The sequence below is a fragment of the Amycolatopsis sp. NPDC051758 genome (genome assembly GCF_044453095.1).
Taxonomy (GTDB): Bacteria; Actinomycetota; Actinomycetes; order Mycobacteriales; family Pseudonocardiaceae; genus Amycolatopsis.
In genome coordinates this window covers 149772-172990 of record NZ_JBITCJ010000016.1, presented here as the reverse complement: position 1 = coordinate 172990, position 23219 = coordinate 149772, and the positions used below count along the sequence as shown (strand labels likewise).

Genomic DNA, 23219 nt, shown 5'->3' with positions numbered 1-23219 from the left:
TCACCGCGTCCCCCGCGGCGGAATCGAGGCCGGGCTCGGCCCGGCGCCCCCAGGCCGCCGCGGCGCCGCTCCGGTCGTCGCGGCGGCCGCAGTCTCCACCACGGGCGCCGGCATGGCTGGCGTGGCCGGCGCCGGTGCCGCGGAGTGCCGGACCAGCGCGGCCGCGTCGTGCATACGGCACCAGAGGAGGCCCTTGCCGATGGTCTCGTCCCCACCGATCCGGACTGTGGTGCCGTCGAGCAGCTCGCTCAGCCGGGCCAGCAGCTCGTCCTCGCCCGAGAGCAGCGCGACCAGCGCGGTGTCACATGGCAGGTGCTCGGAGTAGAACGGACCGTTCTCGACGGTCTTGTCGGCGTTCAGCTGGACGCGGGCGACGATGTCGGTGCCGGTTTCGCTCAGCTCGGCCAGCACGCCGTCGTCCACCACCAGCAGGTCCTCCCGCAGTTTGGCGCGGGCGGGGTCGAACGCGGCGCCGGCGGGGAACACCAGCTCGGCGAGATCGGCGGCGATCCCCGCCAGCGCGCGGTCCGGGCGGACGGTCTGCACCAGCGAGCCGAGCGCCTGCCGTCCGCTCCACGTCTCGCCCGCGATGGCCGTCGAGCCCGGTGGCGTGGTGAGGTTCCATCCGGTGCTGGTGCCGGACAGGACCGTTGCGCTGCGTCCCAGCCGGGACAGCAGGAGCGGCGAGGTGACCCACGCGAAAGTCCGCACCAGCGTCGGCACCGGCAACAGCAGCAGCCGGGCATCCCCGAAGGCCACCCCGCCCCGCGTGGTGGCCCGGTCGCCGGTCGAATCCGAGCCGGCGGCTACAGGAGAGCCGAAAATCCTGGTGTCCTCGCCGGAATCGATCTGGGGGCGCAGGGTGTCGCGCAGCGCGCCTTTGAGGCTCTGGCCCCAGATGATCGGCAACCGGGTGGCGGCCTCCCGCTGGATCGGCAGATCCACGATTCCCGTCGCCTCACCGCCGCCGGCGTGCACCGGGGTTTCCGCGAGCAGGACCAGTATGCGTTGTGCCATCACCATCTCCCTGTCAGGCACGTCCCGAATCCGGCGGTCACCACGGGGTTGTCCGTGCGCGGCAGCCCCGGCAGCAGCCCGCCGTGAAACCGCGCCGCCCAGTCCTGCGCTTCTCCTGGGGAGTCGAAGCGCAGGAAGTACAGGCTGCCCGCGGGCACCGCCCACATCAGCCGGCTGGTCGAACCCGGGTCCTCCGGCGAAGCGGTCGCCACCGCCTGGGGCCCCGCCACCGCCAAGCCGCACAGCCGCGCGGACGTGCCGGGCGGGACCCAGCGCACCTCACGCACCAGAGCCGGCGTCGCCAGGTACACCACCACCCGGCCACCAGGAAATTCCTCCGGCGCCCGGGGAAACGGATCGGCCGCCTGCACCGGTGTCGCCGACGCCATCCGGGACCGTCCGCCCAGCGGAACCACGGTCGCGGGGACCTCGCGGGGCTGGATGCGGTGGTCGCAGCCGACCACGAATCGCAGCCCGTCGACGGGGCGCAGATGCCCGGCCCGGTAGAACATGCCGTCCAGCACGGTGCCCGACACCGGATCGCGCGCGATCCCGACGTGCGGTTCCGGGTGCCACAGCGCAGTCTCGGCCCACGGGGCCCACATCTCGGGTTCGATCTCCCCCGGTGGCAAGGCGCCCGAGTTCAGCCAGGCGGCCATCCCCTCGGCTGATAACCAGCCACCGACCGGATCGCCCTCACCGGCCAGGGCGTGGCTCAGCCGCGGCGGCGCGCCTTGCTCGGTGGGGGCCGGGTCGAGGTCGCTGATCTCGTGCTCAGGGCGCGGCAGCAGCGGCAACCGGGACAACCGGCGGCCGCGCGCGAGGTCGCCGGTCTCGACCACGTCGACCGGCGTCGGGAACATCGGCGTGTCATACAGGTGCGCGACCGGGCCGACGATCCGGTCCACCTCGCCGCCGTAGACGCGTTTGACCACGCCACCGAACGTGCTCGGCGCCGGCGCCACCCCGGCCGCCACCGACGAGTCACCCGCGGCGAACCGCCGTCCGTCCCGCACCATCAGGCTGTCCAGCGGCTCCACCGACAACCAGGTCCGGGTGATCTGCCCGGCCGCGGTCATTGGCACTCCTGGGTGAGGAACCGCGCCACCAGCATCGTCCGCGCCGGCCGGAACGCGTGCTCCGGGCCCTCGGCGCGTTCGGCCGCGCCCAGTGCGGCGAACGCGGCCGCCACCTCCGGCCCGCCGCCTTGCCGGGCGACCCGGCGGCGCATCTCGTCTTCGGCTACGTCCCGGAACCCCTGCAGGCTCAAGGCATCCAGCTCGGCCGCGTCGCGTTCCACGCTCGAGGCCAACGCGGCCGACAAGGCGCCGGCGGCCGCGTCCGGCGCGACCGCCCGCAGCAGGTCCACGGCACTGCGGCCGGCCACGGTCCAGGGCAGCACGGTGCGGGCCCGCTCGCCGCCGCGGCGCAATGCCACCACCGTCACCGCGTCCCGGTCGGCCCCGTCCGAGCCCGGTGCGTCCTTGGCCGCCGCGAGCGCCTCCTGGGCCGTGGACACCACCTGCTGCAACGCGGCACTGAAATGGGCAAACACGACCGCCGTCGAGGCCGTCGCCCCCGCCAACGGTGTCCCGGCAAGGTGCCGGTCCACCTCCTGGCGCAGCGCGCCGGCCAGCTCGAGTGCGTGCGCCGCCGGGGCGAAGGCGAAGAAGTCGTCACCGCCGGCATAGACCGGCACCCCGAGATACTCCGGGGATTCACTGAGCAGACGCTGCGCCCGTCCCAGCTCCGTCAGCGTCGCGGACGCCGACCGCTGCGCGGCCAGTCCCAGCCGGCTCACCTGCAGGCCCAGCCGATCCAGATCCTGGACCACGACCGCGTAATACGAGCTCAGCCCGACCACGCCGGCCTGTGTCGCGATACCGGCGATGTTACGAGCCGCCGCGGCCCCGCGCGCCACCGTCTGGGGATCCGCGTCCTCGGGAAGTAAGTCCCGGCCGTCCGCTTCAGACCACAGATCCGGGTAGACAGCTGTCCCCAGCCGGTCGGTCAGCGGCTCCAGTCCGGGTGGTGCCTCGTTTCCGGCCGCCTGGGTGTGGCGGTCGTCGACCAGCGCGGAGAGCGCCTGAACCGATGAACGGAGCCGGTCAGCGATCGTGGTGTCCAGCGCGGCCGCGCGCAACAGCCGGGCCCGGTAGACGGCGGACGCGACCACCGTCGTGGCCGGAAAGCGGCGGCCGGGCGGGTACTGCAGGTTGCCGGCCGCGCGTTTGGTCCAGCCCGCGCCCGAGAGCAACTCACGACGTTCACGACGCGCGGACGCGCGCGGCGCCGCAGCGGCCGGAACGGCCGCGGACTGCTGGCACAACCGCACGCGCTGCCACGCGTAGGCGGCGAAGACCCGGCTCCGGCGCCGCGCGGTCATCGCCGCCTGCGCACGTTCCCACAGCGCCGTGTGGTCCTCGCCGTCCTCGCCGGGCACGCACACCCACGCGATATCCGGCATGCCAGGGGTGTCCGGGACGCCCGGCGAGCCCGCGTAGGCATCGCGCACGTGCTCGCGCCATTTCTCTTCGGCGACCTTCTGGGCCCGGCGCGCCAGCTCCGCGCCCAGCCCACTCGGGGCAAGGAAGGCGATCTTGTTCGTCACGCCCTCGTTCGTGGACAGCGCGGAAGCTGCCGGGAAGATCAGGCCCGCCGGTGCGGTGTGCGTCCTCAACGCCTCCTGAACCTCGGAGGCCGCCGCGATCACCAGGTGTCGGAAGACGAGGCTGGCGCCCGCGATGTCCACCGTCTTGCGTGACTCGGCCAGGAAGCGCTGAACGCCGCCGACGGTGAACAGCACCAACTCGACAGCCACGAAACCCTCCCCGAACCGTGTCGACACAGACCTCCCTCCAGTCGTCACAAGACGACCAGATGTTTCACTCCTGGGCTGGGGAGCGCGTGGGACGGCAGCGTGCTCGTCGTCATGACCGCAGGATGGGCATCCCGATCCTGACCGGGCCGCCGTCGCGGGCGCGCGCGATCGTGCGGTCCAGTTCGGAGAGCTTGGCAGTGGCGGCGTGCAGGCTGACGGTGAGGCCGTCGACCTCGCCGAACCAGCCGTTCATCCGGGCTTCGGTGATGCGCTCGACGAGGTTGCGGACGATCTCGGCGAGCCGCCCCCGCTGGCGCGGATCAACGCGCAGGACGGGACAGCGGATGCAGGCTTCTCTGAACTAACCCGTGTGCGCTCAACTGACCACTGGTTGTCGAGGGTCGGGAGAACGCGCTGTCTGCGGCATGTCAGGGTGTTCCGATCACGACGATAACGCTGCCTCCGGAGTCTCCTATTCCTCCAGGATCTCGACCGATGATCTCATACTTGGCCTTACTCGAAGATCGGGCCTCGGTTCCTATACGCCCTTCGGCGTGACTGCAGTCGGCAATCAGGCGGAGTGCACCTTCACGGGCGACCCGTCGCTGTTCCTATACGCACTTAGGCGTGACTGTGGTCGGCGCAGCAAGCAGTACGGCGGTACCGGTGGTCAGAAGAAGTTTCTATACGCCCTTCGACGTGACTGCGGTCGACACCCGTCGGCAAGGACATCGTGTCCGGCCTCGGCTTGACGTTTCTATACACCCTTCGGCGTGACTGCGGTCGACAGCCTACCCCGCCGAACGCGCCTCTGACCAGCAACAACAGCGGCCCCCTGCACGGCACCGCCCATCGCCGCCCAGAGTAGATCGCCAACAAGGCCGTTGTACCACGTTTACGCTGCTAGAGCACGTGCACGCGAGATAGGATGTCGATCTTCACCTCACCATCCCCCAACCGGACCAACCGGGTCACAGCGCGATCCAATACGGCCGCTCGGGCTCGAGGTCGGCTTGGCCGAGCACGACGGTCTTCGACCAGCACGTGGCACACAGCGGCACCAGGTGAACCGCGTGTAGTGAATATCGAAATTTCGTGTATCAATTAGTGACATGCCTGTAGGTCCGGGGAGAAACGACAAAAATCGACGCCAACTCGATAGCGTTTCCGCCAAAGGTGAACTGGTCGCCGACGTCGGCAATGCCGGGACCAGTTACAGCACGGATTAGAGCATCCACGTCGAGTTGATATTCATCCTTCGACGTGACTGCGGTCGGTACCTGTGCGCCCAGGCGAACACCCGGTACCAGGAACTCACGTTTCTATACGCCCTTCGGCGTGACTGCGGTCGGCACCGCTGGCTGTTCGACCACTTCGAGTCGCTCGAGGAGTGGTTTCTATACGTCCTTCGGCGTGACTGCGATCAGCACCTTACCCAGCGGGACGCGGTCTGACCAGCACCAGCGGCGGAACAGTGCACGGCTTCGCGAGTGGCTGAGAGGTTCTCATCCCGCGCCTCGGCCAGCAGCCTATTTCTATATGCCCTTCGGCGTGACTGTGGTCGTCACAACCCCGACGACTTCCTCTCCCTCTCGCTGTTTCTATACGCCCTTTGGCGTGACTGCGGTCGGCACCCTACCCCGCCGACCACGCCTCCGACCAGTAACAACACCGCACCCTGCACGGCACCGCCCATCGCCGCCCAGAGAAGATCGCCAACAAAGCCGTTGTACCACGTTTACGCTGGTAGAGCGCGTGCACGCGAGATAGGACGTCGATCTTTACCTCACCATCCCCCAGCTGGACCGACCGGGTGGCACACAACGGCACCAGGTGAACCGCGTCGATGCCGGCGTTGATCATTCCCGGCGAGTCGCCCACGGAAGCTGGGCAGGTCGACGAAGTCAATCACCCGATCCCGACCGTCGGGACCCGCGACACCCACGCATCACCGTCCGTGTCGCCACGACGCCAGCAACCCGTACAACCGGCGCCGATCAAGCACGCCGCCGGGAACCGGCATCTCCCACAAACTCGACATCACCACACTCCGTCCAGCGTTCCGTCCGCGCCGCGCGGACACCGCCGAAGTCGGCGGCAGGCTGACCTCGGTTTCACCACCACCGAACCCGCCGTCAAATCGTTACGCGACGATGCAGCTGGTGCGGTTCGACAACCACGGGCCTGCCGACCACGCCGCGCACAGGGAGCCACGACACCCTTTGCCCCACCCGCTGTGCCCTGGGGCTCCAGTACGGCGGCAAAGTCGTGGTGGTCGGTCCGGTAGTCAGGTCCGGCCGAACCGACTCTCGTCTGCTGGTCCGCGCCCCTTTGCCATAGCCCCGCCTCGCCTGGCCTCCTTTGAACGCCGGCATCGAGATAAGTGTATTCAGGCACCCTTCGGGGTGACTGTGGTCGACACGGTGACGGAAGGCGTCCCACAGCGGAGCCGTCGGGTCTCTATACGCCCTTCAGTGTGACTACGTGCGGCGCTACACCAGTTCCTAAACGGTTTTCTGGTCAGGTTTCCATACGCCCTTCGGCGTGACTGTGGTCGATACATCAGAACCAGTGGTACCGCGACTGCGCCAAGGTGAAGCTGTTTCTATACGCCCTGCGACGTGACTGCGGTCGGCATTGTGCCCTTCGGCATGACTGTGGCCAACACTACGGCATGCTGGGAGCAAATCCGAGCGGTAAGTCGTTTCTATACGCCCTTCGGCGTGGCTGCGGTCGACACGTGACCTGCTATCTGCGGCGGCACATGCTGGAGAGTTTCTATACGCCCTTCGGCGTGACTGCGGTCGGCACCCTACCCCGCCGACCACCTGCTCTGACCAGCAACAACGCAGACCCCCTGCACGGCACCGCACATCGCCGCGTAGAGAAGATCGACAACAAAGCCGTCGTATCAGGTTTACGCTGGTAGAGCACGTGCACGCGAGACAGGATGTCGATCTTCACCTCACCATCCCCCATCCGGACCAACCGGGTCACAGCCCTATCCAGTACGCCCGGTCACCTTGTCCATGCGGTCGCAATGCTTCCCCGGTTCACAGCCGCGCGACGGCAGCCAAGTCTCCAGCCTGAGCGTCGGCACCGGCACGCGACTGACCGGCTTCAGCGGCAACATGACATCCGCCCGCGCGCGAAGTCCACGGTCGGGTCAGGCAGCATTGGCGCCACCCGTCGCTTCCCAAGCTTCCCGCCGGCGCGCGTACGACACCGGTTCTCACACGGGCATCGCCCAGTCGTCCATAAACCTCCCACTGTGACGCAGAACACCTGAATACTCAACGTGATCTAGCTGTCAGTAGTGCCGTCAGCGGCCGTCGGGCCTCGCAACAGGGCAACCACGACTATCCGTCCATGAACTCAGGGAGCCGATGCACGCCACGGGCGCAACGCCCACCGACCGCAAGGTCGACAAACAAGATCGGCGCGCCTGACCCCATCTGCACATGGTCCGGCGATGGCGCAGGCACACAGTAGCTCCTATCATTCAAGAGTCCGTTCGCCCGGCGAGCGTGACAGCGCACGTGGGACTGACACCCGTCGTCCGTCGGCGTTGACCGGATCACCTCTTCCGCAAACGGCCCAGAAACGGCCCAGGATTCCACTATGGACGTTTACCTTCGCTAACTTCGCAGCTCAACCTGTGCTCGGCTGCGCGAATTCCAGAGCTTTGATATACGTGCGACATGATCCCGAACGCCGAGCACTGGCGGGTGTCGGTGCACGAGGCGCAGGAGCTGCAGCACTCGATCATGGGTTACCTGCCGGGGTACGCGACCCCGCGCATCGTGTGCGACGTGCCGTATGTCGGGAAGCGGTGGGTGCACCAGCTGGCCGATTACGACCGGGAGCTGGGGATTTCGTACTGGACGAAGAACTACCGGACCGGCATCGAGCTGGACGACCCGGAGGCGTTGAACCGGCAGTACCCGTACTACGACCCGATCTCGACCCTGCCTGAAGCCGGCCAGACCTGGTGGGCGAACCAGTCCAGCTGACTCCGACGCGTCACTGTGCGAGGGGTGCCGCGGAGCCCGATCGGGGCCGCGCGGCACCCCTCGGCCTATTCGCGTGTTTGGTCTGGTCAGGTGGTGCAGTGGCCGAGTGGCGGACACCGGCGGATCAAAGATCACCCGGACTTGCCCTGCCACCGCGTTTCCCACCGTAGAGTGCCTGCATGCGTGTGCTTTTCAGCCGTCCGGTGCCGGCCGATCACACCTCCCCGTTGATCACCCTCGAGGTCGTCGCCGGACCCGACTACGCCCGGGGTCGCTGATGTCCGCCGACAGCGAGTACAGCCGGTTCCTCGACGAACTGCTCCCCGAACTCGAGTTGTCGCTGAGCAAGCGCGAAGATGCCGAAGCGGTGCTGGAGCGGCTCCGCGCCTACTACGCGGGGTTGCCCGCGCCCGGCCAAGAGCCGCGGCCGGAACCGGGCCGGGTCGCCGTCATCGCCCTCGATCCCTGGCGCGACTGGTCCGCCGAGGTCAAGAGCGCGGTGCTGGTCGCCGACCTGGTGATCTGCGACGACCCGCTGCTATACGTGCAAGACCACATCAAGCGGTTCGCCCACTTCTACCGGCGGACCTTCGGCAGGCAGACCGGCACCCGGCTGCTGGCTCACCTGGCGACCCAGCTCGAGCGGATGTGGGACGTGCTGCCGCTGGTACGGGCCGGGCTCGTCGTGTTCCGGCCGCTGCGCATGGCGGCCGAGGAGACCGTGACCGCGGTGGTGCGCGCGGTCACCGATCACCTCGGCGACTACCTGGAAATGCTCGGCTGCGACGTGCACAGCTATCCGCAGTGGGTTGAGTATCGGCTGCCGTTGCTGGCCGAGCAGGCGAAGATCGAGCTGGACCGTGAGCTGTGGACGGAGTTCGGCATGGGTCCTGCCGAGATAGCCCGCTTCACCGTCGAGCCGCGGCTGACCCTGCAGTCCCTGACCACGTGGAACGGGCTGCTGCACGCGGAAGCGGTCGACGGGACGTTCTGGAGCACGTCCGACGCGTACTGGCGGCTGGCCCGGGACGCGATGAACGGCCTGCATCCCGGGACGAGGCTGTTGTCCTTCGTCGACACGTTCACCCGGCCGGTCCTGGAACAGGTGCCGACGCTGGACCTGCTCACGATCCGGGGTAACGACGACGCGTTCGACGCCTTCCGGCGGCACCTCGCGCTGACCGAAGACCTGATCGGCTCGGATCCGGACGATGAGCAGTTCTCCGCGGACGTCGCCCGGGTCTTCGACGAGGTGTTCCGGCCGAACATCCGCGTCATCGAGAAAGCCATGCGGCGCAACACTCTGCTGCGTGACCTGCCCTTTGTCCTGGCCACGGCCGGCTTCGCCGTCGCCGGCGGGATGGCCGGCGCCGCACCACCCGCGGCGACGATCTTCGGTGCCCTCTCGAGCCTCCTCGGCTTCGGCCCCGCGGTCCGCGACGGCCTGCGCCGGGAAGCCAAGGTGCGCCAGGAGCCGGCGTTCGTGTTCTGGAAGCTCGGCGTGCCCGGCGCTTCCTGAGACGTCATTTGTCGAGCAGCCACCGTCAGGGAGTGGCAGTGCTAGTTGCAGATCATGGTGTCACGCCAGCAATTCGTGAAGTCGTAGACCCTCCCATACTCGCTTTTGATGGCGAGGTAGACACGATTCGCTCCACCGGGAACGTCTGCGGAAAGGGAAAAACTTCCCGAGGTGATAACATCGCAGTGAAGGCTCGTGCTTCTCTCGTCGAGCGCTTTCAAGTCCACCAGCGAGGTCGCGTATGCCCGCTCGCAGCCGCTGGCGTTGAACGACCCGATGACGCCGACTGAGCGGTTGTAAAAGGTGACCGTACCGGAGTAGTAGCCACCCGTGCCGTCCTTGAGGAGGAAGTTGAGAGTGGGGTAGGCGTCTGCGCTTGCCGGTGACGCTGCGGCAACTGTGGGCCCAGCGACGAGAGCGGGAACTACCGCCGCAGCCGACACGATCATGCCGATCCTTCTCATCGGTTCTCCCCCGCTCGCAGGTTATGAATGCAATTTATCTGGATGGAAAGTTGGTTCATCGTTTCCTCCCCATTTCTGGTTGGGATAAGCCGGAGCGGTTCGCCGCGAGGACCCCGCCCTGGGCATACGCAGCCGGGCAAGGGCGCTGCCGGGTGACCGACCCGGCCCGCTCATGGCGGCCAGCAGCCTCGGTCCTGCTCGCACGTTTCCTCCCCTGGTGAACCGACGGACCGCGTGGACCCGCCCGACCCCCTCACGCTCGAGCCGGTCCTTCGGTTGAGTCCTCGGGTGCGGCTTCTGCAGGCTCCGGGAAGAGCACTCCGGTCCGGTAAGCGGAACCGGCGCGACGTGCGCAACACGGCGTTGGGTTTCGTGGGTGGGTGGTGCGGTCCGGCGTCGTGCACGGCGGGTGCATCTGCATGCGGCGCCGATCGACGCTAGTGCGGTGGATGGGCGGCACCCATCGCCGCGAACAGCGCGTCGGCCTCTGCTTGGTGCTCTGTTGCGGCGTCTGCACCGTGTAGCCGTGCCACCAGGTTCGCAAGCAACTGCAACGAGCGGGCCTCACCGAGCCGGTGGCCGGTCTCGCGGTGCACCTTCAATGCCTGACGCACGAGGTCGAGCGCCTCTTCGTGGTCGCCGAGGTCGAAGTGCACCTGGGCCAGCGCGTGCAGCACCCGGCCGCGGCGCAGCGTGAGCCCGGTCACGGTCACGAGTCTCAGCGCCTGCTCGCACAGCGCCAGCGCCTCGTCGAGGTCGCCCACTACGCGCCGCACGTTGGCGAGGCCGATCACCGCCGACACCTCGGCGCGACCGAAACCGATCTTGCCCGCCGTCCGCAGCGCGTTGGTGTGGTGGGTGATCGCGTCGTCGGTGCGCCCGCCGCGCAACGCTGCCGTGCCCAATGTGTTGTGCGCTTCTGCGACCAGGCGCGGCTGACCGGTTGAAAGAGCGAGCTCGAGTGCGTCCTGTGCGTGCCCGGCGGCGTGAGTGTGGTCGCCCTCGTCCAGCAGCAGGCGGGCCAACCCGTCCAGCAGCTCCACCTCGGCCTGCCGGGATGCTCCGTGGCGCAACAGTGATCGCGCTCCGTCGAACTGAGCTCGAGCATCGGCGAGCCGGCCCATCTCCCAGTAGGCGGAACCGAGGTTCACCCGCACGGTGACCGCTGCCGCCGAGTGTTCGCCGAACCCGAGCGCGTTCTCGTAGTGGCGGACGGCGTCGTCCAGCCGGCCCTGGTCCTGCAGTGCGATGGCGAGGTTGTTGGTGGCGGCCGCCTCGATCGACCGGACTCCGTGTTCCCGCGCGATGCGCAGCGCTTGCTCGTAGTGCTCGATCGCGGCCGGGTACTCGCAGAGGCCCGCGTAGAGGGTGCCGAGGCTGTGGCACATCGCCGCCCTCGCCGGTTCATCGCCGGCGACGGTGGCGGCGCGCAGCCCGAACGTCGCCGCGACCCGCCACTCGATGCCGTCGGTCTGGATCCAGAAGTAGCCGCGCAGCGCGTCCGCGAGCTGCCAGGCGAACGGCAGGGGGCCGCGCTCGGCCGCGTGCCTGATGGTGGCGACCAGGTTGGGGCGCTCGGCGTCCAGCCACGCCAATGCGGAGGACGCGCTGTCGAACCGCGTGGTGGCGCGCGGCCCCCGCATCCGGGCCATCTCCGGGTACAGCAGGTCGGCGGCGGTGTGCACCACGCCGAGGTACCAGGTCAGCAGCCGGTGCACCGCGTCGCCGGCCGCGGCTCGTTCCGCGGCGTAGAGCCGGAGCAGGTCGTGCAGCTGGTAGCGCGCTGACGCCTGCTGCTGGACCAGGTGACCGGCGGCCAGCGTGCGCAATGTGATGGCCGCCGTGTGCGGGTCGACGCCGGCCATCACGGCGATCATCTCAGGCGTGACGTCGGGACCCGGCACCAGGCCGCAGAGCCCGAAGACCTGCTGCGCCAACGGTTCGAGCGCGGTGTAGGACAGGTCGAACGCACTGCTGACGGCGATGTCGTCGTTGTCGACCACCAGCGCGGCCAACCGGCGCTCGCGCAGTCGGTGGACCTGACGGCTGATCGAACCGGGCGGCGCCCCGGCGATGTTCGCCGCCGCGATCCGCAACGCCAGCGGCAGTGACGCGCACAGCTCGACCAGTTCCGCCGCGGCCTGCGGCTCGAGGTCCACCGCCTCGCTGCCCAGCACCTCCACCAGCAACGCCTGTGCCTCGTCGGTGGTGAACACGTCGATGCCGACCCTGCGCGCCCCGTGCGTCACCGTGAGACCGCGCAGCTCGTCGCGGCTGGTCACCAACACCGCACAGCCGGACGTCGCGGGCAGCAGCGCACGCACGTGATCTGCGTCGGCCGCGTTGTCCAGCACCACCAGTACCCGCTTGCCCGACAGCATCGAGCGGAACAACGTCAGCTGCCCGTCGTGGTCGAGCGGGACCGTCTCAGCCGGTACGCCGAGCGTGCGCAGGAACAGGCTGAGGGCCTGTTCCGCACTGACCGGCGGCCGGGTGGCGTAGCCGCGCAGGTCGACGAACAGCCGTCCGTCCGGGAACGCGGCACCCAGGCGGTGCGCCAGGTGCACCGCGAGCGCCGTCTTGCCGATGCCGGGTGGCCCGACCAGCGTGATGATCGGCATGCCCAGCGCGGTCAACCGTGCGGTGAGCTGGTCGATGACCTCGATGCGGCCCGAGAAGTCGCACAGGTCGGGCGGCAGCAGGTGCCATACGGTGGCGGGCGGTGCGGGCGGGGCGGAGCCGAGTGTGCTGAGGTAGCTCTGGTGCAGCGCGGGGCTCGGGTCGATGCCCAGGTCGTCGGCGAGCAACCGCCGGACGTGGTGGTAGGCCTCGATCGCCTCACCGGTCCGGCCGGCCTGGTGCAGTCCGCGGATCAGCAAGCACCACAGACGTTCCCGTAGCGGGTACGTAGCGGTGAGAGTCCTCAGTTCTCCGGTCACGTCGGCAGCGCGCCTGCTGTCCAGGTCGAGCTCGATCCGGCGCTCCGTCGTGGCGAGGTGGTGCTCAACCAGCGCCGCGAGGCCGGCCGGTTCGACGTCCACGTCGGACAGCGGAGTGCCTCGCCACAGGCCCAGCGCCCGGCTGAGCAGCTTGTGCTCCTCGGCCGGATCCGGTGCGGCACGCGCCTGGGCGAGGAGGAGCCGGAACGCCGCCAGGTCGAGGGAATCCAGGTCGGTCTCGATCCGGTACCCGTCGTGGGTCGTCTGGATGAGCCCGGCGGCCAGCGACTTGCGCAGCCGCATGACGTAGGTGTTGACCGCGCGGCGCGGGTCGGCAGGAGAGCCGTCCGGCCACAGCGCGTGCACCAGTTCGTCGGCGGAGACGTTCTCGTTGTGGCGGAACAACAAGGTCGCGAGCAGCGACCTCAGCTTGGCCGCGCCGATAGGCACGACCACACCGTCGCTGAGCACCTCGAGCGGCCCCAGCACCCTGAACTCGTAGCCCACCCAATCCTCCACCGATCGATGGTTGAGGATTGTGCCGGACCACAGGACAGGGTGCCGGGGTTTTACTCCGTTGGGCCTATGCCAGGCCGAGCAGCCCGTCGATGTGCGGCACGAGGGTGCCCTCGACACCGCTCGGATCCTGCGGGCTCGACCCCGCGTTCAGCGGCGCGATCAACGAGTACGAGTGCCCGAAGGTGCCGGGTCCGATCATCTTCGGGTCGCCGTTCTTCCATCCGGCCTCGCCGTAGTTGGGATCATCGCCGTCACCGGCGCTGAGCACGTCGAAGGCCGGCACGTAGCAGTCGATGTGGTTGGCGTACCCCATGACCCACAACGGTGTGGCGTTCTTCGCCGCCCACTTGGCCTTGGTTCCGACGTGCCAGCCGCTGAGCACCTCGTGCGACATGGTGAGGATGGTCAGGCCGCCGAGGTCGATCTTCTGGATGGTCATGGGCATGTGGTTGACCACGTCGCCCGCGTCGAGCTCCGCAAGCATCTGCTTGGCGTGCCGGTATCCGGTCCCGTTTTCCTCACCCGGCGAGCCGTTGGCACGGGCACGGTACTTCAGGGTCAGCTCCGAGAGCTCGTCTTCGTCGTCGAGGTCGACCGCGTAGTTCAGGTCGACCGTCCGGATGTCGGTCGTGATGGGCCCGTGGATCGGGAAGTACGCGGCGTTGCGGACGGTCGCGATGATGGCGGCGACCAGCCGTTCCGCAGCGAGCGCAGTCTTGTTCACGCCATCAGGGGGATCGTTGGGGTTGATGTCGCCGGCCGCTCCCTGGAAGAAGATCACCGGGACGTTCGTCTCTCCCAGCCGCTTCTCCACCTCGTCCATCGCGTAGCCGCAGTAGTCCGCGTCCAGCGTGCGGCTCATCCACGTCGCGCAGACCGGGTGACAGGCGTGCCCGGCCAGCACCGCGAACAGGTCGCGGTTGTCCGCGCGCCGAGCGACCAGGACCGGAACCTCACGGGGGGTCCAGGCCAGCCTGCGGCGGTTGAGCCCGATCTCCGCGAACCCTTCCGCGTAACCGAGCGTCACCTCGACCAGCGGCAGGGCGTGCGCGTGTTCGGCCACACTCACGAGGAACGGTACAAAGACGTCGTCCGTGTACTGCTCGGTCGTCTCCGCTGCCCCGGTACTCCCCAGCAGCACGTAGGGATCCGGCTTGGCACCGACCATCGGGCCCGCGTGGGTGTGGCTCTGCGCGAGCACGAAGTTCTCCGGGGCGCTGACCACCCCGGACTCCATCAACTCCGCGAGGATGCGCTCGTAGACCGGTCTGGGGATGCTGATCACGTCGGCCTGCAGGAACACCACCCGCTGCCCCTGGGGCGACACGATGATCGCGCAGCGGACCCTGAGCGGGTTGGCGACCGAGCCGTCGGCACGCCGGTCCGTGCTCCACCCGTAGCCCCCCATCGGCGTGTTGTTGGGAACCGGCAGATTGTCCCTGGCGACGGCCATGCTGAAATTCGTCGGCAACGGCATCGGTCAGCCCACCTCCAGCTTGTCGTTGAAGAAGACCGACCGGATCGGCCAGAAGCCTCCGGGGCTGTCCTGCGCGCGGTACACCATCTCGCCCGTCCCGGTCCTGGCGAACGCCGACAATCTGCCGTCGGCGCCGAGGACTCCCGACGGTTCCCCGGTCGTGACGGGCTCCAACTGGTCCCATGCCGACCAGTTCGCGCCCCACGAAGGCTGGGAGCGGTGGATGAGGTGGTTCTCCTCCGTCGGACCCGCTCGTTTGGCGAACAGGGCCATGCCGCCGGTGGGACCGACCACGACCGACGGACGGCCGAGGATCTTGTGCTCGGTCCACTCCTGCCACGAGCCGAGCCAGTCACCTCCCGCGCTCTTCTGCCAGGTGAACGCGACGCCGTTCACCGATCCGGCGAACACCGTGATCGCGCCGGTCGGGTTGACGATCGCCGTCACGTCTTCGTTGATGGCGATGGTGCCGGGAATCGCGGCCCAGTTGCCGGCCGGGCTGAAGGTGTCCCCGGCGAAGCGCTGCCAGCGGTGCACAACGCCGCCATTCGCTCCGCGCGCGAACACGACCATGCCGCCGGTCGGACCGATGACGGCCCAGGGCCGGCCGACCCCATCAGTGGGAAAGGCCTGCCAGCCCGCCCAAGCACCACCTCGGCCTCGCTGGTACGTGTGGTGGATACGCCCGTCGGTTGCCCTGGCGAACAGCGACATCGCGTTGTCGATGTTCAGCACCGGGAACGGCTCCTCGACGAAGGTGACGCTCGAGGACGGGCTCCCCAGGTTCGTCCAGCTCCAGTTGACGCCACCCTCGGTCGCCTGCCAGCCGGTCCAGATCTTGCCGTCCTTGTCGGTGGCGAACACCGACATCGCCCCGTTGGCGTTCAGCAGCGGGATCGGGCGCCCCTTGACCTCAGGACCGTTCTGCAGCAGCCGCCAGCCGGTCCACGAGTCGCCCGCCGGCAGCCACCGGTGCCAGATCCTGTGGCCGTCTCCGATGGCGAACGCGACCAACGCCCGCCCGGTGTCCAGCGCGGCGGGATAGCCGTGCGACAACGTCGCCAGCCGCGGCAGCGTCGACACCGCCGGCTGTCCGGCGGCTTCCAGTGGCCCCAGCAACCCGCCCAGCGCAAACGCTCCGCCCGCGACCGCGGCACCTTTGAGCAGGGTCCGCCTGCTCAGCCCGTAACCACGCATCGGGCCCCCATAGAACTCGACCATGGGGACACCATGCCGCAGGCCTGCGTCACTTCGATGTCATCCCGGTGACGCCCGCCGGCCCATGACACCTGTCATGACGGGGTCGTGAGCTGCAGGCGCGACCGAAGCGGTGCGCGGATGGGCTACGCAGAATTGCGAATGGTCCCGGGCTCTCGTCCTTGGTGACATTGGTGTGCCGGATCGAGAACGACCGGTGCGATCATCTACGGGGAGAGAAATCCAGGTGAAAACTTCGCATGGTGCCAGGCGCATGGGCCGCTTTCTGGTCGTGGCGGCAATCGCGCTCGGCGGGATCGGCGGCGCCTCGGCCACGGGGGCGGCCGCCCAGTCCACATCGGACAGCGAGCAGGCCGTAGGACAAGGAATCCAGACGGTGTTCTTCCAGATCCGGGTACGGCACACCGGCAAGTGTCTCGACCTCAACACCGCTGCCGTGGACCCGAAGGCCGACGGCGTGCCCGTCCAGCAGTGGGACTGCCTCGGCCCGGAACAGAAGAACCAGCTGTGGCGGCTGATCGACAACGGTGACGGGACCTACACCGTCAAGTCCCTGTTCAGCGGCAAGTGCCTCGACGCCTCCGGCGTGGGCACCGCCAACGGGACCAAGGTCGGGCAGTGGACGTGCACCGGCCTGTCGAACCAGCGGTGGAACTTCGACTTCGTGTCGAACGACTTCTACTACTGGATCCGCCCGGCCTACGACGCGTCCAACTGCCTGGACGTGGACACCGGCGTCGCCAACCCGACCGGCAACGGCGTGCCGGTCCAGTTGTGGGACTGCCTGCCCAGCGAGCCGCACAACCAGCTCTGGCGGTTGCTGAGCTCCTGACGGGGGCGCGCCCCGGCGGCCGTGGGCTGCCGGGGCGCGCGTCATGCCTGCTCAGCGCCGGGCAGGCCGGCGAGCGCGGCGACCAGTCCGGTCCGGTGTGTCAGATCCAATTTGCGATACACGTTCTCCAGGTGCTTGTGGACGGTCCGAGGACTGACGGCCAGGGCGCGGGCGATCTCCCGGTCGGTGGCACCGCGCGACACCCACCCCGCCACTTGCCGCTCTCGCGGCGTGAGCTTGGACAGCAACGATGTCCACGGCATTCCCTGGGCAGCGCGGCGTCCGAGCACCTGCGCGATATGGAGGCCGAGCAGACCGACCAGGGCCTTGTCCCGGCGTGAGAAGCCCAGCCGTGAGCGGTACAACGACAGCAGGCCGATGTGCGGCCCGCCGACCGGCACCATGCACAACAGTTCGTCCGTCACCCCGCGTGGCCGGTAGAGATCCACGTAGAACGGGGTCCGCAGCAGATCCCGGGTCGAAGCGAGATCGCTGAGCGCCACCGGCGAACCCACCGGCACCTGCCGCGTGCGGTAGCCGACGCACCCGGGATGCCGCCGGATCATCTGCCCGAACCCCGGGTCACGCATCAGGTGCCCCGGTTGCCCGGTGACCACCCCCAGCAACCGGTGAGTCGCGCCAACGCCCCACAGACACCCGACGTCGTCGGCCCCGACCAGTTCACCGATCCGCTTCAGCGCGCCCGCGGGCACGATGGTGTCGCACCCGTCCTCGTTCACCTCGCGCACCACGTCCAGTGCCCCGCGCAGGTCTCGCGAGCACAAGTCGACGCTCATCACCCTCCCCGCAGTCAGTGCCCGGTAATCAGAGCCGCCGGCAGCCGCTCAGATACGTGAAAGGGAAAGACCGCGGTCACCGGGTGAGTGGCAGCGCTACCATCCCGCGCAATGCCGGGTTCTGGCGTCGCTCCACCTCGCCCGCGATCCGCAACGTCGGGAAGCGCTTGCCGAGCTGTTCGAGCAGCACGGTCATCTCCAGCCGGGCCAGGGCTGCGCCGAGGCACAGGTGCAGGCCGTGGCCGAAGAACAGGCCTCGGCCGGCGTCGCGGGTGATGTCGAACCGGTCCGGGTCCGCGAAACGCGCGGGGTCGCGGTTCGCCGCTCCGTTGAGGATCACGATCACGTCCTCGGCCGCGATCTCCACGCCGCCGAGGACCGTCGGCCGGACGGCCGCGCGCTGGCTCATCTGGGCGGACCCGTCCCACCGCAGCATCTCCTCGGCCGCGCCGGCGGCCAGTCCGGGATCACCCGTGAGCAGGGCGAACTGGTCCGGATGGGTCAGCAACGCGTGGATCCCGATGCCCAGCGCACCCGCGGTCGTCTCGTAACCGCCACCGAACAGCACGAGCAGCGAGTTGAGCGCGTCCTCCTCGGACATCAGCTCCGCGTCGGCGGTGGGCCGCACTAGCAGCGCCGACGTCAGGTCGTCCTGGGGTTCCGCCCGCCGCAGGGCGATCAGGTCCGCGAAGTAGGCGCGAAACTCGACGGCGGCCGCGTCGACCTCGGCGCGCAGGTCCGCCGACATCGCCGGGTTCACCTGCTTGCCGATCAGGTCGGTGACGCGGCGGAGCCGGTCGTGGTCAGCTTCGGGCACGCCGACCAGGTCGCCGATCACCGCCATCCCGAGCGGGTAGAGCACCGTGCTGACGAACTCCGCCGTGGCCCCGTCCGCCGTGGCGTCGGCGAAGCGGTCCAGCACCCGGTCGACGGCCCGGCGGACCGCGGGCTCCAGCGCCTGGACGCGCCGGACGGTGAAGTCCCGCATGAGCAGCCGTCGCTCACGCGTGTGTTCCGGCGGGTTCTTCCACGGCAGGAGGTCGGCCAGCAGCGCCATGGCCGGGTTGTCGCGCCAGCCCGGCATGTGCCGATCGCGCCACTGGGCGTCCAGCACCAGGAAGGTTTCGCCGTCGGCGAGCACCGGCTGGCAGTCGGCGAACCGGCTGAGCACCCAGCCGCCGAAGACTTCGCTGCGGAAGATCGGCGCTTCTTCGCGGAGCTTCGCGTAGACGGGGTACGGATCGGCGAGCCCGGCCGGGGTGGACAGGGACAGCAGGGCTTCGTCTGCGGACATGGTGCTCCCTCCGGTGGCGAAACGGTCCCCGCAGTCTTGTCGTTGGCTCCCCCACCGGGGCAGGGTCCGGGCCGCGGCTTCACTCGGATGGCAGGACCGGTTACCTGATCGGCAGGTACGCCGCGACATCGGCGAGCGCGTCCAGGGTGGCGCGGTCGACGTGGCCGGTCGCGGTGTCGGCCTCGGCGACGACCATCCCGTACCCCTCCGGGCGCGACCGGTAGTGCAGCCCGGTCATCGACACCCCGGCGATCCCGAGCACGGCCGCGATCTCCAGCGGCCGCACGTCGCCGCTCCCCTGCACCGCCTCGACCCGCTCGAACGCCGTCGCCTGCTTCTTCGACCGGAAGCCGACCCGCACCCGACCGCAGCAGCAACCGGTCCAGCGAGGTGCACGGCGTCTCGACCAGGAAGTTCCGCACCTTGCCTGACGCCGCCACGACGCAGTCACCCGCGCGCGCTCCAGCCGCCGGGCCGCGCTTGAGCTCCTTGAACTTCAGCTGGCTGAGCGCTTCGTCCGACTCACGCCCTTCGGCGCGTCTCGAGCGAGCGGCCCGGCCGTGAGTCGACGACGTCGCCGGCGCTGTTGCCCGCCAAGGCCTCGGACGCAGCCCCGCCCGAAGAAGCCGCGCCGCTGCCCGCGCCACTGGCGATGGCCACGGCCGCCGCCGCGACCACCACCCCCGTGCCCTTGTCCCGGAGGTGATCTGCGCGGCCGGGGACCGATGGGAAGGAACTGACCGGGATCTGTCACCTATGGCCGTCGCTCACCGATACGGGCGGAAGAAGTCCCGCAGCTCTTGCGCGTAGATCTCCGGCTCCTCGAACGCCGCGAAGTGCCCGCCCCGCGGTGGTTCAGCCACGTGGACGGTGTTCGCCGTGCGGTCCAGCCACTCCCGCGGCGGGCGCACGATGTCGGCCGGGAAGAGCGCGAAGCCGGACGGGACCTCGACGCGGCGGGCGAGCTGGGCCGGGGTGATCGCCGAGTTCGCGCGGTACATGCGCATCGACGAGCCGATCGTCTCGGTCAGCCAGTAGAGCGTCACGTTTGTCAGGATCTCGTCCTGCGTGAACCGGAAACCGTCGCTCCACGCGCGCATCTTCTCGACGATCCACGCCGCCAGCCCGGCCGGTGAGTCGTTCAGGCCCGTCGCCGCCGTCTGGGGTTTCGTGCGGTGCATCGCCGCGTACGCGCCCTCCGAAGCGCCCCACGCCGCCGCGCTCGACAGCCATTCGCGTTCCGCCGGCGTCAGCTCCGCCGGGTCGCCGGTGAAGACCGGGACGCCCGCGTCCGTGCGGTGGACGGCCGCCACCCGGTCGGGGTGGTCGAGCGCGAGGTAGCGGCTGACGTGGCTGCCGATGTCGCCGCCCGCCGCGCCGAAGCGCTCGTAGCCCAGCTGCGTCATCAGCTCGGCCCACAGGCCCGCGACCGCGATGGAGTTCAGCGGCGTCGCCGGGCGCGAGGAGTACCCGTAGCCCGGCATGTCCGGCACGACGACGTCGAACGCGTCGGCCGGGTCGCCGCCGTGCGCGCCGGGGTCGGTCAGCAGCGGGATGACCTTCGTGTACCGCCAGAACGAGTCCGGCCAGCCGTGGCTGAGCACCAGCGGGAGCGCCGGACCGGCCGCCCGGACGTGCGCGTAGTGGATCTCGTGGCCGCCCAGTGAGACCGTGAACCGCGGGATCGCGTTCAGCTCCGCCTCCCGGGCGGGCCAGTCGAACCCGTCCGCCCAGTACGCGACGAGCTCACGCAGGTAGCCGACGTCCGCCCCGATCGACCACCCGGCGTCTTCGGGCGCGTCCGGCCAGCGCGTGGCGCGCAGCCGGGTGCGGAGGTCTTCGAGCACCGCCGGGGCGGTCTGCGGGGCGAACGGAGTCGGCATGCCCCGAATCTACGAGGCCGTCAGTACTCGACGCGAACGCCGGCGCCCGTCTCCTCCGCCCGGGCGTGGATGAACCGCGCCGCCGCCAGGTCCTGGACCGCCAGGCCCACCGACTCGAACACCGTGATCTCGTCCTCGGACTCCCGGCCCGCCGCCCGGCCGAGCAGGACGTCACCCAGGGGCGTCAGGTCCGCCGGGCCGATCGCGCCTTCCCGTGCCGCGAACAGGTAGTCCCCCGCCTCGTGCGTTGCCGATTCCACCGAGTCGACGAACACCCGCGCGTCGGCCAGCGTCGCCGTGTCGAGCTCGCGGGTGTGCGGGACGCACGAGCCGACCGCGTTGACGTGTGTGCCCGGCCGCAGCCACTCGCGCCGTAGCAACGGTGACACGGCGTTGGTCGCCGTCACCACGATGTCGGCCGCGCGGACGGCTTCCTCCGGTGCCGAAGCCACCTCGATCGGCAGTCCCAGCGACGCCGACAGCGAGTCGCAGACCTGCTGAGCCCGTGCGGTGTCGCGGGCCACGACCCGCACCCGGTCGACCGGGCGAACCGCGGCGAGTGTGCGGATGTGCGCCGCACCCTGGACGCCGATGCCGAACACCGTCAGCTGCGCCGCGTCCGGGCGGGCCAGTGCCTCGGTCGCCACCGCGGTCACCGCCGGGGTGCGCAGCTCGGTCAGCACCGACGCGTTCAGCAGCGCCAGCGCCTCCCCGGTGTCCCCGCTGAAGAGCAGCATCGCGCCCTGGTGGGCGTCGAGGCCGAGTGCGGTGTTGCCCTCGAACAGGCACACGATCTTGACGCCGTAACCCGCGGCCGCGGTGTGGGCCGGCATCATCGCCAGCAGCCCCGCGGCACCTTCCGGCGCGACAACCGGGCGCAACGGCTGGTGCGCCTCGCCGCGCGCGAGCGCCAGGAGGGCCTCGCGCATCGGGGCGAAGCCCTCCTTCGGCGGGAAGAGCGCGCGGACGTCGGCCCCGGAGAGCACCAGCAGCGTCATCGGGTACCGAACAGCTGGTCGTCCAGGCCCACCGGGCGCACGGCTTCCGGGATGGACTGCGTGTAGTAGTTCATCGTGACGACCGCACGCAGGGCTTCGTCGGTGCGCAGCGGCTGGACGTAGTGCGGGTGGAAGCGGGCGTCGAAGAAGAACAGCTGACCGCGACGCGGGTAGATGACCGCCGCGTCCTCGTCCACTTCGGACACGTCGCGGGCGTGGCGGTTGCGGGAGACGACCAGGCCGCCGCCGGTCTCCTCGGTGCAGTCGGTCAGGTACAGCAGACCCTCCATCGGGTTGCTGTCCACGTGGCACGGGTAGCGCATGGTGACCCCGCGCTGCACGTTCAGGCTCAGCGCCCGGTTGGCGGTGCTGGTCAGCTCCAGCGGCTCGTCGATCAGCCGCTCACCCAGCCGCCGGAACCAGCCGGTGTAGAGCTCGTTCACCCACGGCGCCTGCTCGACGAGCACCTCGCCGTCCACCGACTCCAGGGGGATGATCGCGTCGGGCGTCTCGCGCGCGGTGGTCATCGTCGGGCGGAAGCTGCGCTTGGCCGCCTGCCGGGCCGCGACCTCGAGCAGTTCGTCGGCCCAGCCGGTGGGCAGGGCGCTGCCGACGTCGTAGATGTGCCAGTGGAACGGCAGGTCACGCGGCGGGGCCCAGTCCGCGAACAGGCCCGGGGTGTGGTCGATCGTGGCCGACATGGTTCCTCCTTGTGGTCGGAACGTCCTCAGTGGACGCTCGGTGCGCGCGCAGCCGCTCGGCCACCTCGGGCGGCCGCTCGTACGGGAAGTCGTGACCGCCGGGGAAGGCGGCCGTGGTGAACCCGGCGCCGGCGTAGCGGGCCCACTCCTCGACCGCGGTCCCCGGGGCCGTGAGGTCGGCGAGGCCGTACCAGGCGAACAGGTCGACCGGCAGCGGCTCGGCCGGTTCCGGCTCGTAGGCCGCGACGAGGGTCAGGTCGGCTCGCAGGCTCGGCACGAACAGCGCCCGCATCGGCGACTGCAGGGCGGTGGGGTCGACGAACCCGAGGGCGACGAGCCCGGTCAGCAGGTCGTCGTCCCCGGTGGTGACGAGCCGGTTGAACTCCGCGGCCGAAATCATGTGCGGGGGCCGGGCCCCGGCGACAACAACGAACTCGGGCCGCGGCAGGGTGTCCGTCGCGCAGATCAGGCGGGCCATCTCGTAGACGAGCAGCCCGCCCATGCTGTGCCCGGCGAGTGCGTAGGGTCCGTCGCGCGGGATCCGTTCGACGAGCTTGGCGGCCGTCTCGACGAGCGTCGGCGCCGGGGTTTCGCGCGCCGCCTGGCCGCGTCCCGGCAGGTCGAGCGCGCGGACGGTGAACTCGGGGGCCAGTGCCGCGGCCCACGGGCGATAGGCCCGGGCCGAGCCGCCGGCCCCCGGCACGCAGATCAGTTCCACGGTCCCTCC

17 protein-coding genes and 1 pseudogene are annotated in these 23219 nt (G+C 69.6%); 3 read left to right on the top strand and 15 right to left on the bottom strand.

Annotated elements, in window-relative coordinates; translation table 11 throughout:
- The 4 genes from cmr4 to ACIA5G_RS47915 form a co-directional block, all read right to left on the bottom strand.
- On the bottom strand, window positions 1-1017 hold the full coding sequence (cmr4, locus tag ACIA5G_RS47930; RefSeq protein ID WP_395936129.1) for a type III-B CRISPR module RAMP protein Cmr4: 1017 nt from the start codon (window positions 1015-1017) through the stop codon (window positions 1-3).
- Window positions 1017-2096: a type III-B CRISPR module-associated Cmr3 family protein gene (locus ACIA5G_RS47925; protein WP_395936127.1), complete on the bottom strand. Its 1080-nt coding sequence runs from the start codon at window positions 2094-2096 to the stop codon at window positions 1017-1019. Before ACIA5G_RS47925 ends, cmr4 begins: the two co-directional genes overlap by 1 nt.
- The gene (locus tag ACIA5G_RS47920) at window positions 2093-3838 is read right to left on the bottom strand and encodes a Cas10/Cmr2 second palm domain-containing protein (RefSeq protein ID WP_395936125.1); all 1746 of its coding nucleotides are present in this window, start codon (window positions 3836-3838) and stop codon (window positions 2093-2095) included. The genes ACIA5G_RS47925 and ACIA5G_RS47920 overlap by 4 nt, the downstream gene beginning before the upstream one ends.
- Before the next feature lie 109 nt (window positions 3839-3947).
- Window positions 3948-4091 (bottom strand): hypothetical protein, encoded by a 144-nt coding sequence (locus ACIA5G_RS47915; protein ID WP_395936123.1) that lies wholly within the window; start codon window positions 4089-4091, stop codon window positions 3948-3950.
- Between the two features lie 3436 nt (window positions 4092-7527).
- Between ACIA5G_RS47915 and ACIA5G_RS47910 the strand changes: the two are divergent.
- A pseudogene (locus tag ACIA5G_RS47910) lies at window positions 7528-7851 on the top strand (lysine 2,3-aminomutase); the annotation flags it as partial.
- A 277-nt stretch (window positions 7852-8128) separates the two neighbouring features.
- Window positions 8129-9370 (top strand): hypothetical protein, encoded by a 1242-nt coding sequence (locus ACIA5G_RS47905; protein ID WP_395936121.1) that lies wholly within the window; start codon window positions 8129-8131, stop codon window positions 9368-9370.
- Between the two features lie 41 nt (window positions 9371-9411).
- On the opposite strand, the gene ACIA5G_RS47900 is transcribed toward ACIA5G_RS47905, so the two are convergent.
- From ACIA5G_RS47900 to ACIA5G_RS47885, 4 genes are all read right to left on the bottom strand, one after another.
- Window positions 9412-9834 (bottom strand): hypothetical protein, encoded by a 423-nt coding sequence (locus tag ACIA5G_RS47900; protein ID WP_395936119.1) that lies wholly within the window; start codon window positions 9832-9834, stop codon window positions 9412-9414.
- 437 nt (window positions 9835-10271) lie between these two features.
- Window positions 10272-13292 (bottom strand): tetratricopeptide repeat protein, encoded by a 3021-nt coding sequence (locus ACIA5G_RS47895; protein WP_395936117.1) that lies wholly within the window; start codon window positions 13290-13292, stop codon window positions 10272-10274.
- A gap of 64 nt (window positions 13293-13356) precedes the next feature.
- Window positions 13357-14745, bottom strand: a complete 1389-nt coding sequence (locus tag ACIA5G_RS47890) for a hypothetical protein (protein WP_395936115.1) — start codon at window positions 14743-14745, stop codon at window positions 13357-13359.
- Window positions 14746-14772: 27 nt separating this feature from the next.
- Window positions 14773-15990 (bottom strand): twin-arginine translocation signal domain-containing protein, encoded by a 1218-nt coding sequence (locus ACIA5G_RS47885; RefSeq protein ID WP_395936113.1) that lies wholly within the window; start codon window positions 15988-15990, stop codon window positions 14773-14775.
- A gap of 250 nt (window positions 15991-16240) precedes the next feature.
- Here ACIA5G_RS47885 and ACIA5G_RS47880 point away from each other — a divergent pair, with 250 nt between their 5' ends.
- The gene (locus tag ACIA5G_RS47880; protein WP_395936111.1) at window positions 16241-16819 is read left to right on the top strand and encodes an RICIN domain-containing protein; all 579 of its coding nucleotides are present in this window, start codon (window positions 16241-16243) and stop codon (window positions 16817-16819) included.
- A gap of 41 nt (window positions 16820-16860) precedes the next feature.
- Here ACIA5G_RS47880 and ACIA5G_RS47875 read toward each other — a convergent pair whose 3' ends face one another.
- From ACIA5G_RS47875 to ACIA5G_RS47845, 7 genes are all read right to left on the bottom strand, one after another.
- Entirely contained in the window at window positions 16861-17616 is a 756-nt protein-coding gene (locus ACIA5G_RS47875; RefSeq protein WP_395936165.1) for a LuxR C-terminal-related transcriptional regulator, read from the bottom strand.
- A 76-nt stretch (window positions 17617-17692) separates the two neighbouring features.
- Window positions 17693-18910 carry a cytochrome P450 gene (locus ACIA5G_RS47870; RefSeq protein WP_395936109.1) on the bottom strand — a complete coding sequence of 406 codons (1218 nt, stop codon included), beginning with the start codon at window positions 18908-18910 and terminating at the stop codon, window positions 17693-17695.
- Window positions 18911-19010: 100 nt separating this feature from the next.
- On the bottom strand, window positions 19011-19271 hold the full coding sequence (locus ACIA5G_RS47865) for a hypothetical protein (protein ID WP_395936107.1): 261 nt from the start codon (window positions 19269-19271) through the stop codon (window positions 19011-19013).
- 406 nt (window positions 19272-19677) lie between these two features.
- Window positions 19678-20793, bottom strand: coding sequence for an epoxide hydrolase family protein (locus ACIA5G_RS47860; RefSeq protein ID WP_395936105.1), 1116 nt, complete (start codon window positions 20791-20793; stop codon window positions 19678-19680).
- Window positions 20794-20813: 20 nt separating this feature from the next.
- Complete coding sequence (locus ACIA5G_RS47855; protein WP_395936103.1) at window positions 20814-21791, bottom strand: ornithine cyclodeaminase family protein; 978 nt, start codon at window positions 21789-21791, stop codon at window positions 20814-20816.
- Complete coding sequence (locus ACIA5G_RS47850) at window positions 21788-22492, bottom strand: 2OG-Fe(II) oxygenase (RefSeq protein ID WP_395936101.1); 705 nt, start codon at window positions 22490-22492, stop codon at window positions 21788-21790. Before ACIA5G_RS47850 ends, ACIA5G_RS47855 begins: the two co-directional genes overlap by 4 nt.
- Window positions 22434-23210: a thioesterase II family protein gene (locus tag ACIA5G_RS47845; protein WP_395936099.1), complete on the bottom strand. Its 777-nt coding sequence runs from the start codon at window positions 23208-23210 to the stop codon at window positions 22434-22436. The genes ACIA5G_RS47850 and ACIA5G_RS47845 overlap by 59 nt, the downstream gene beginning before the upstream one ends.
- Window positions 23211-23219 lie beyond the last annotated feature (9 nt).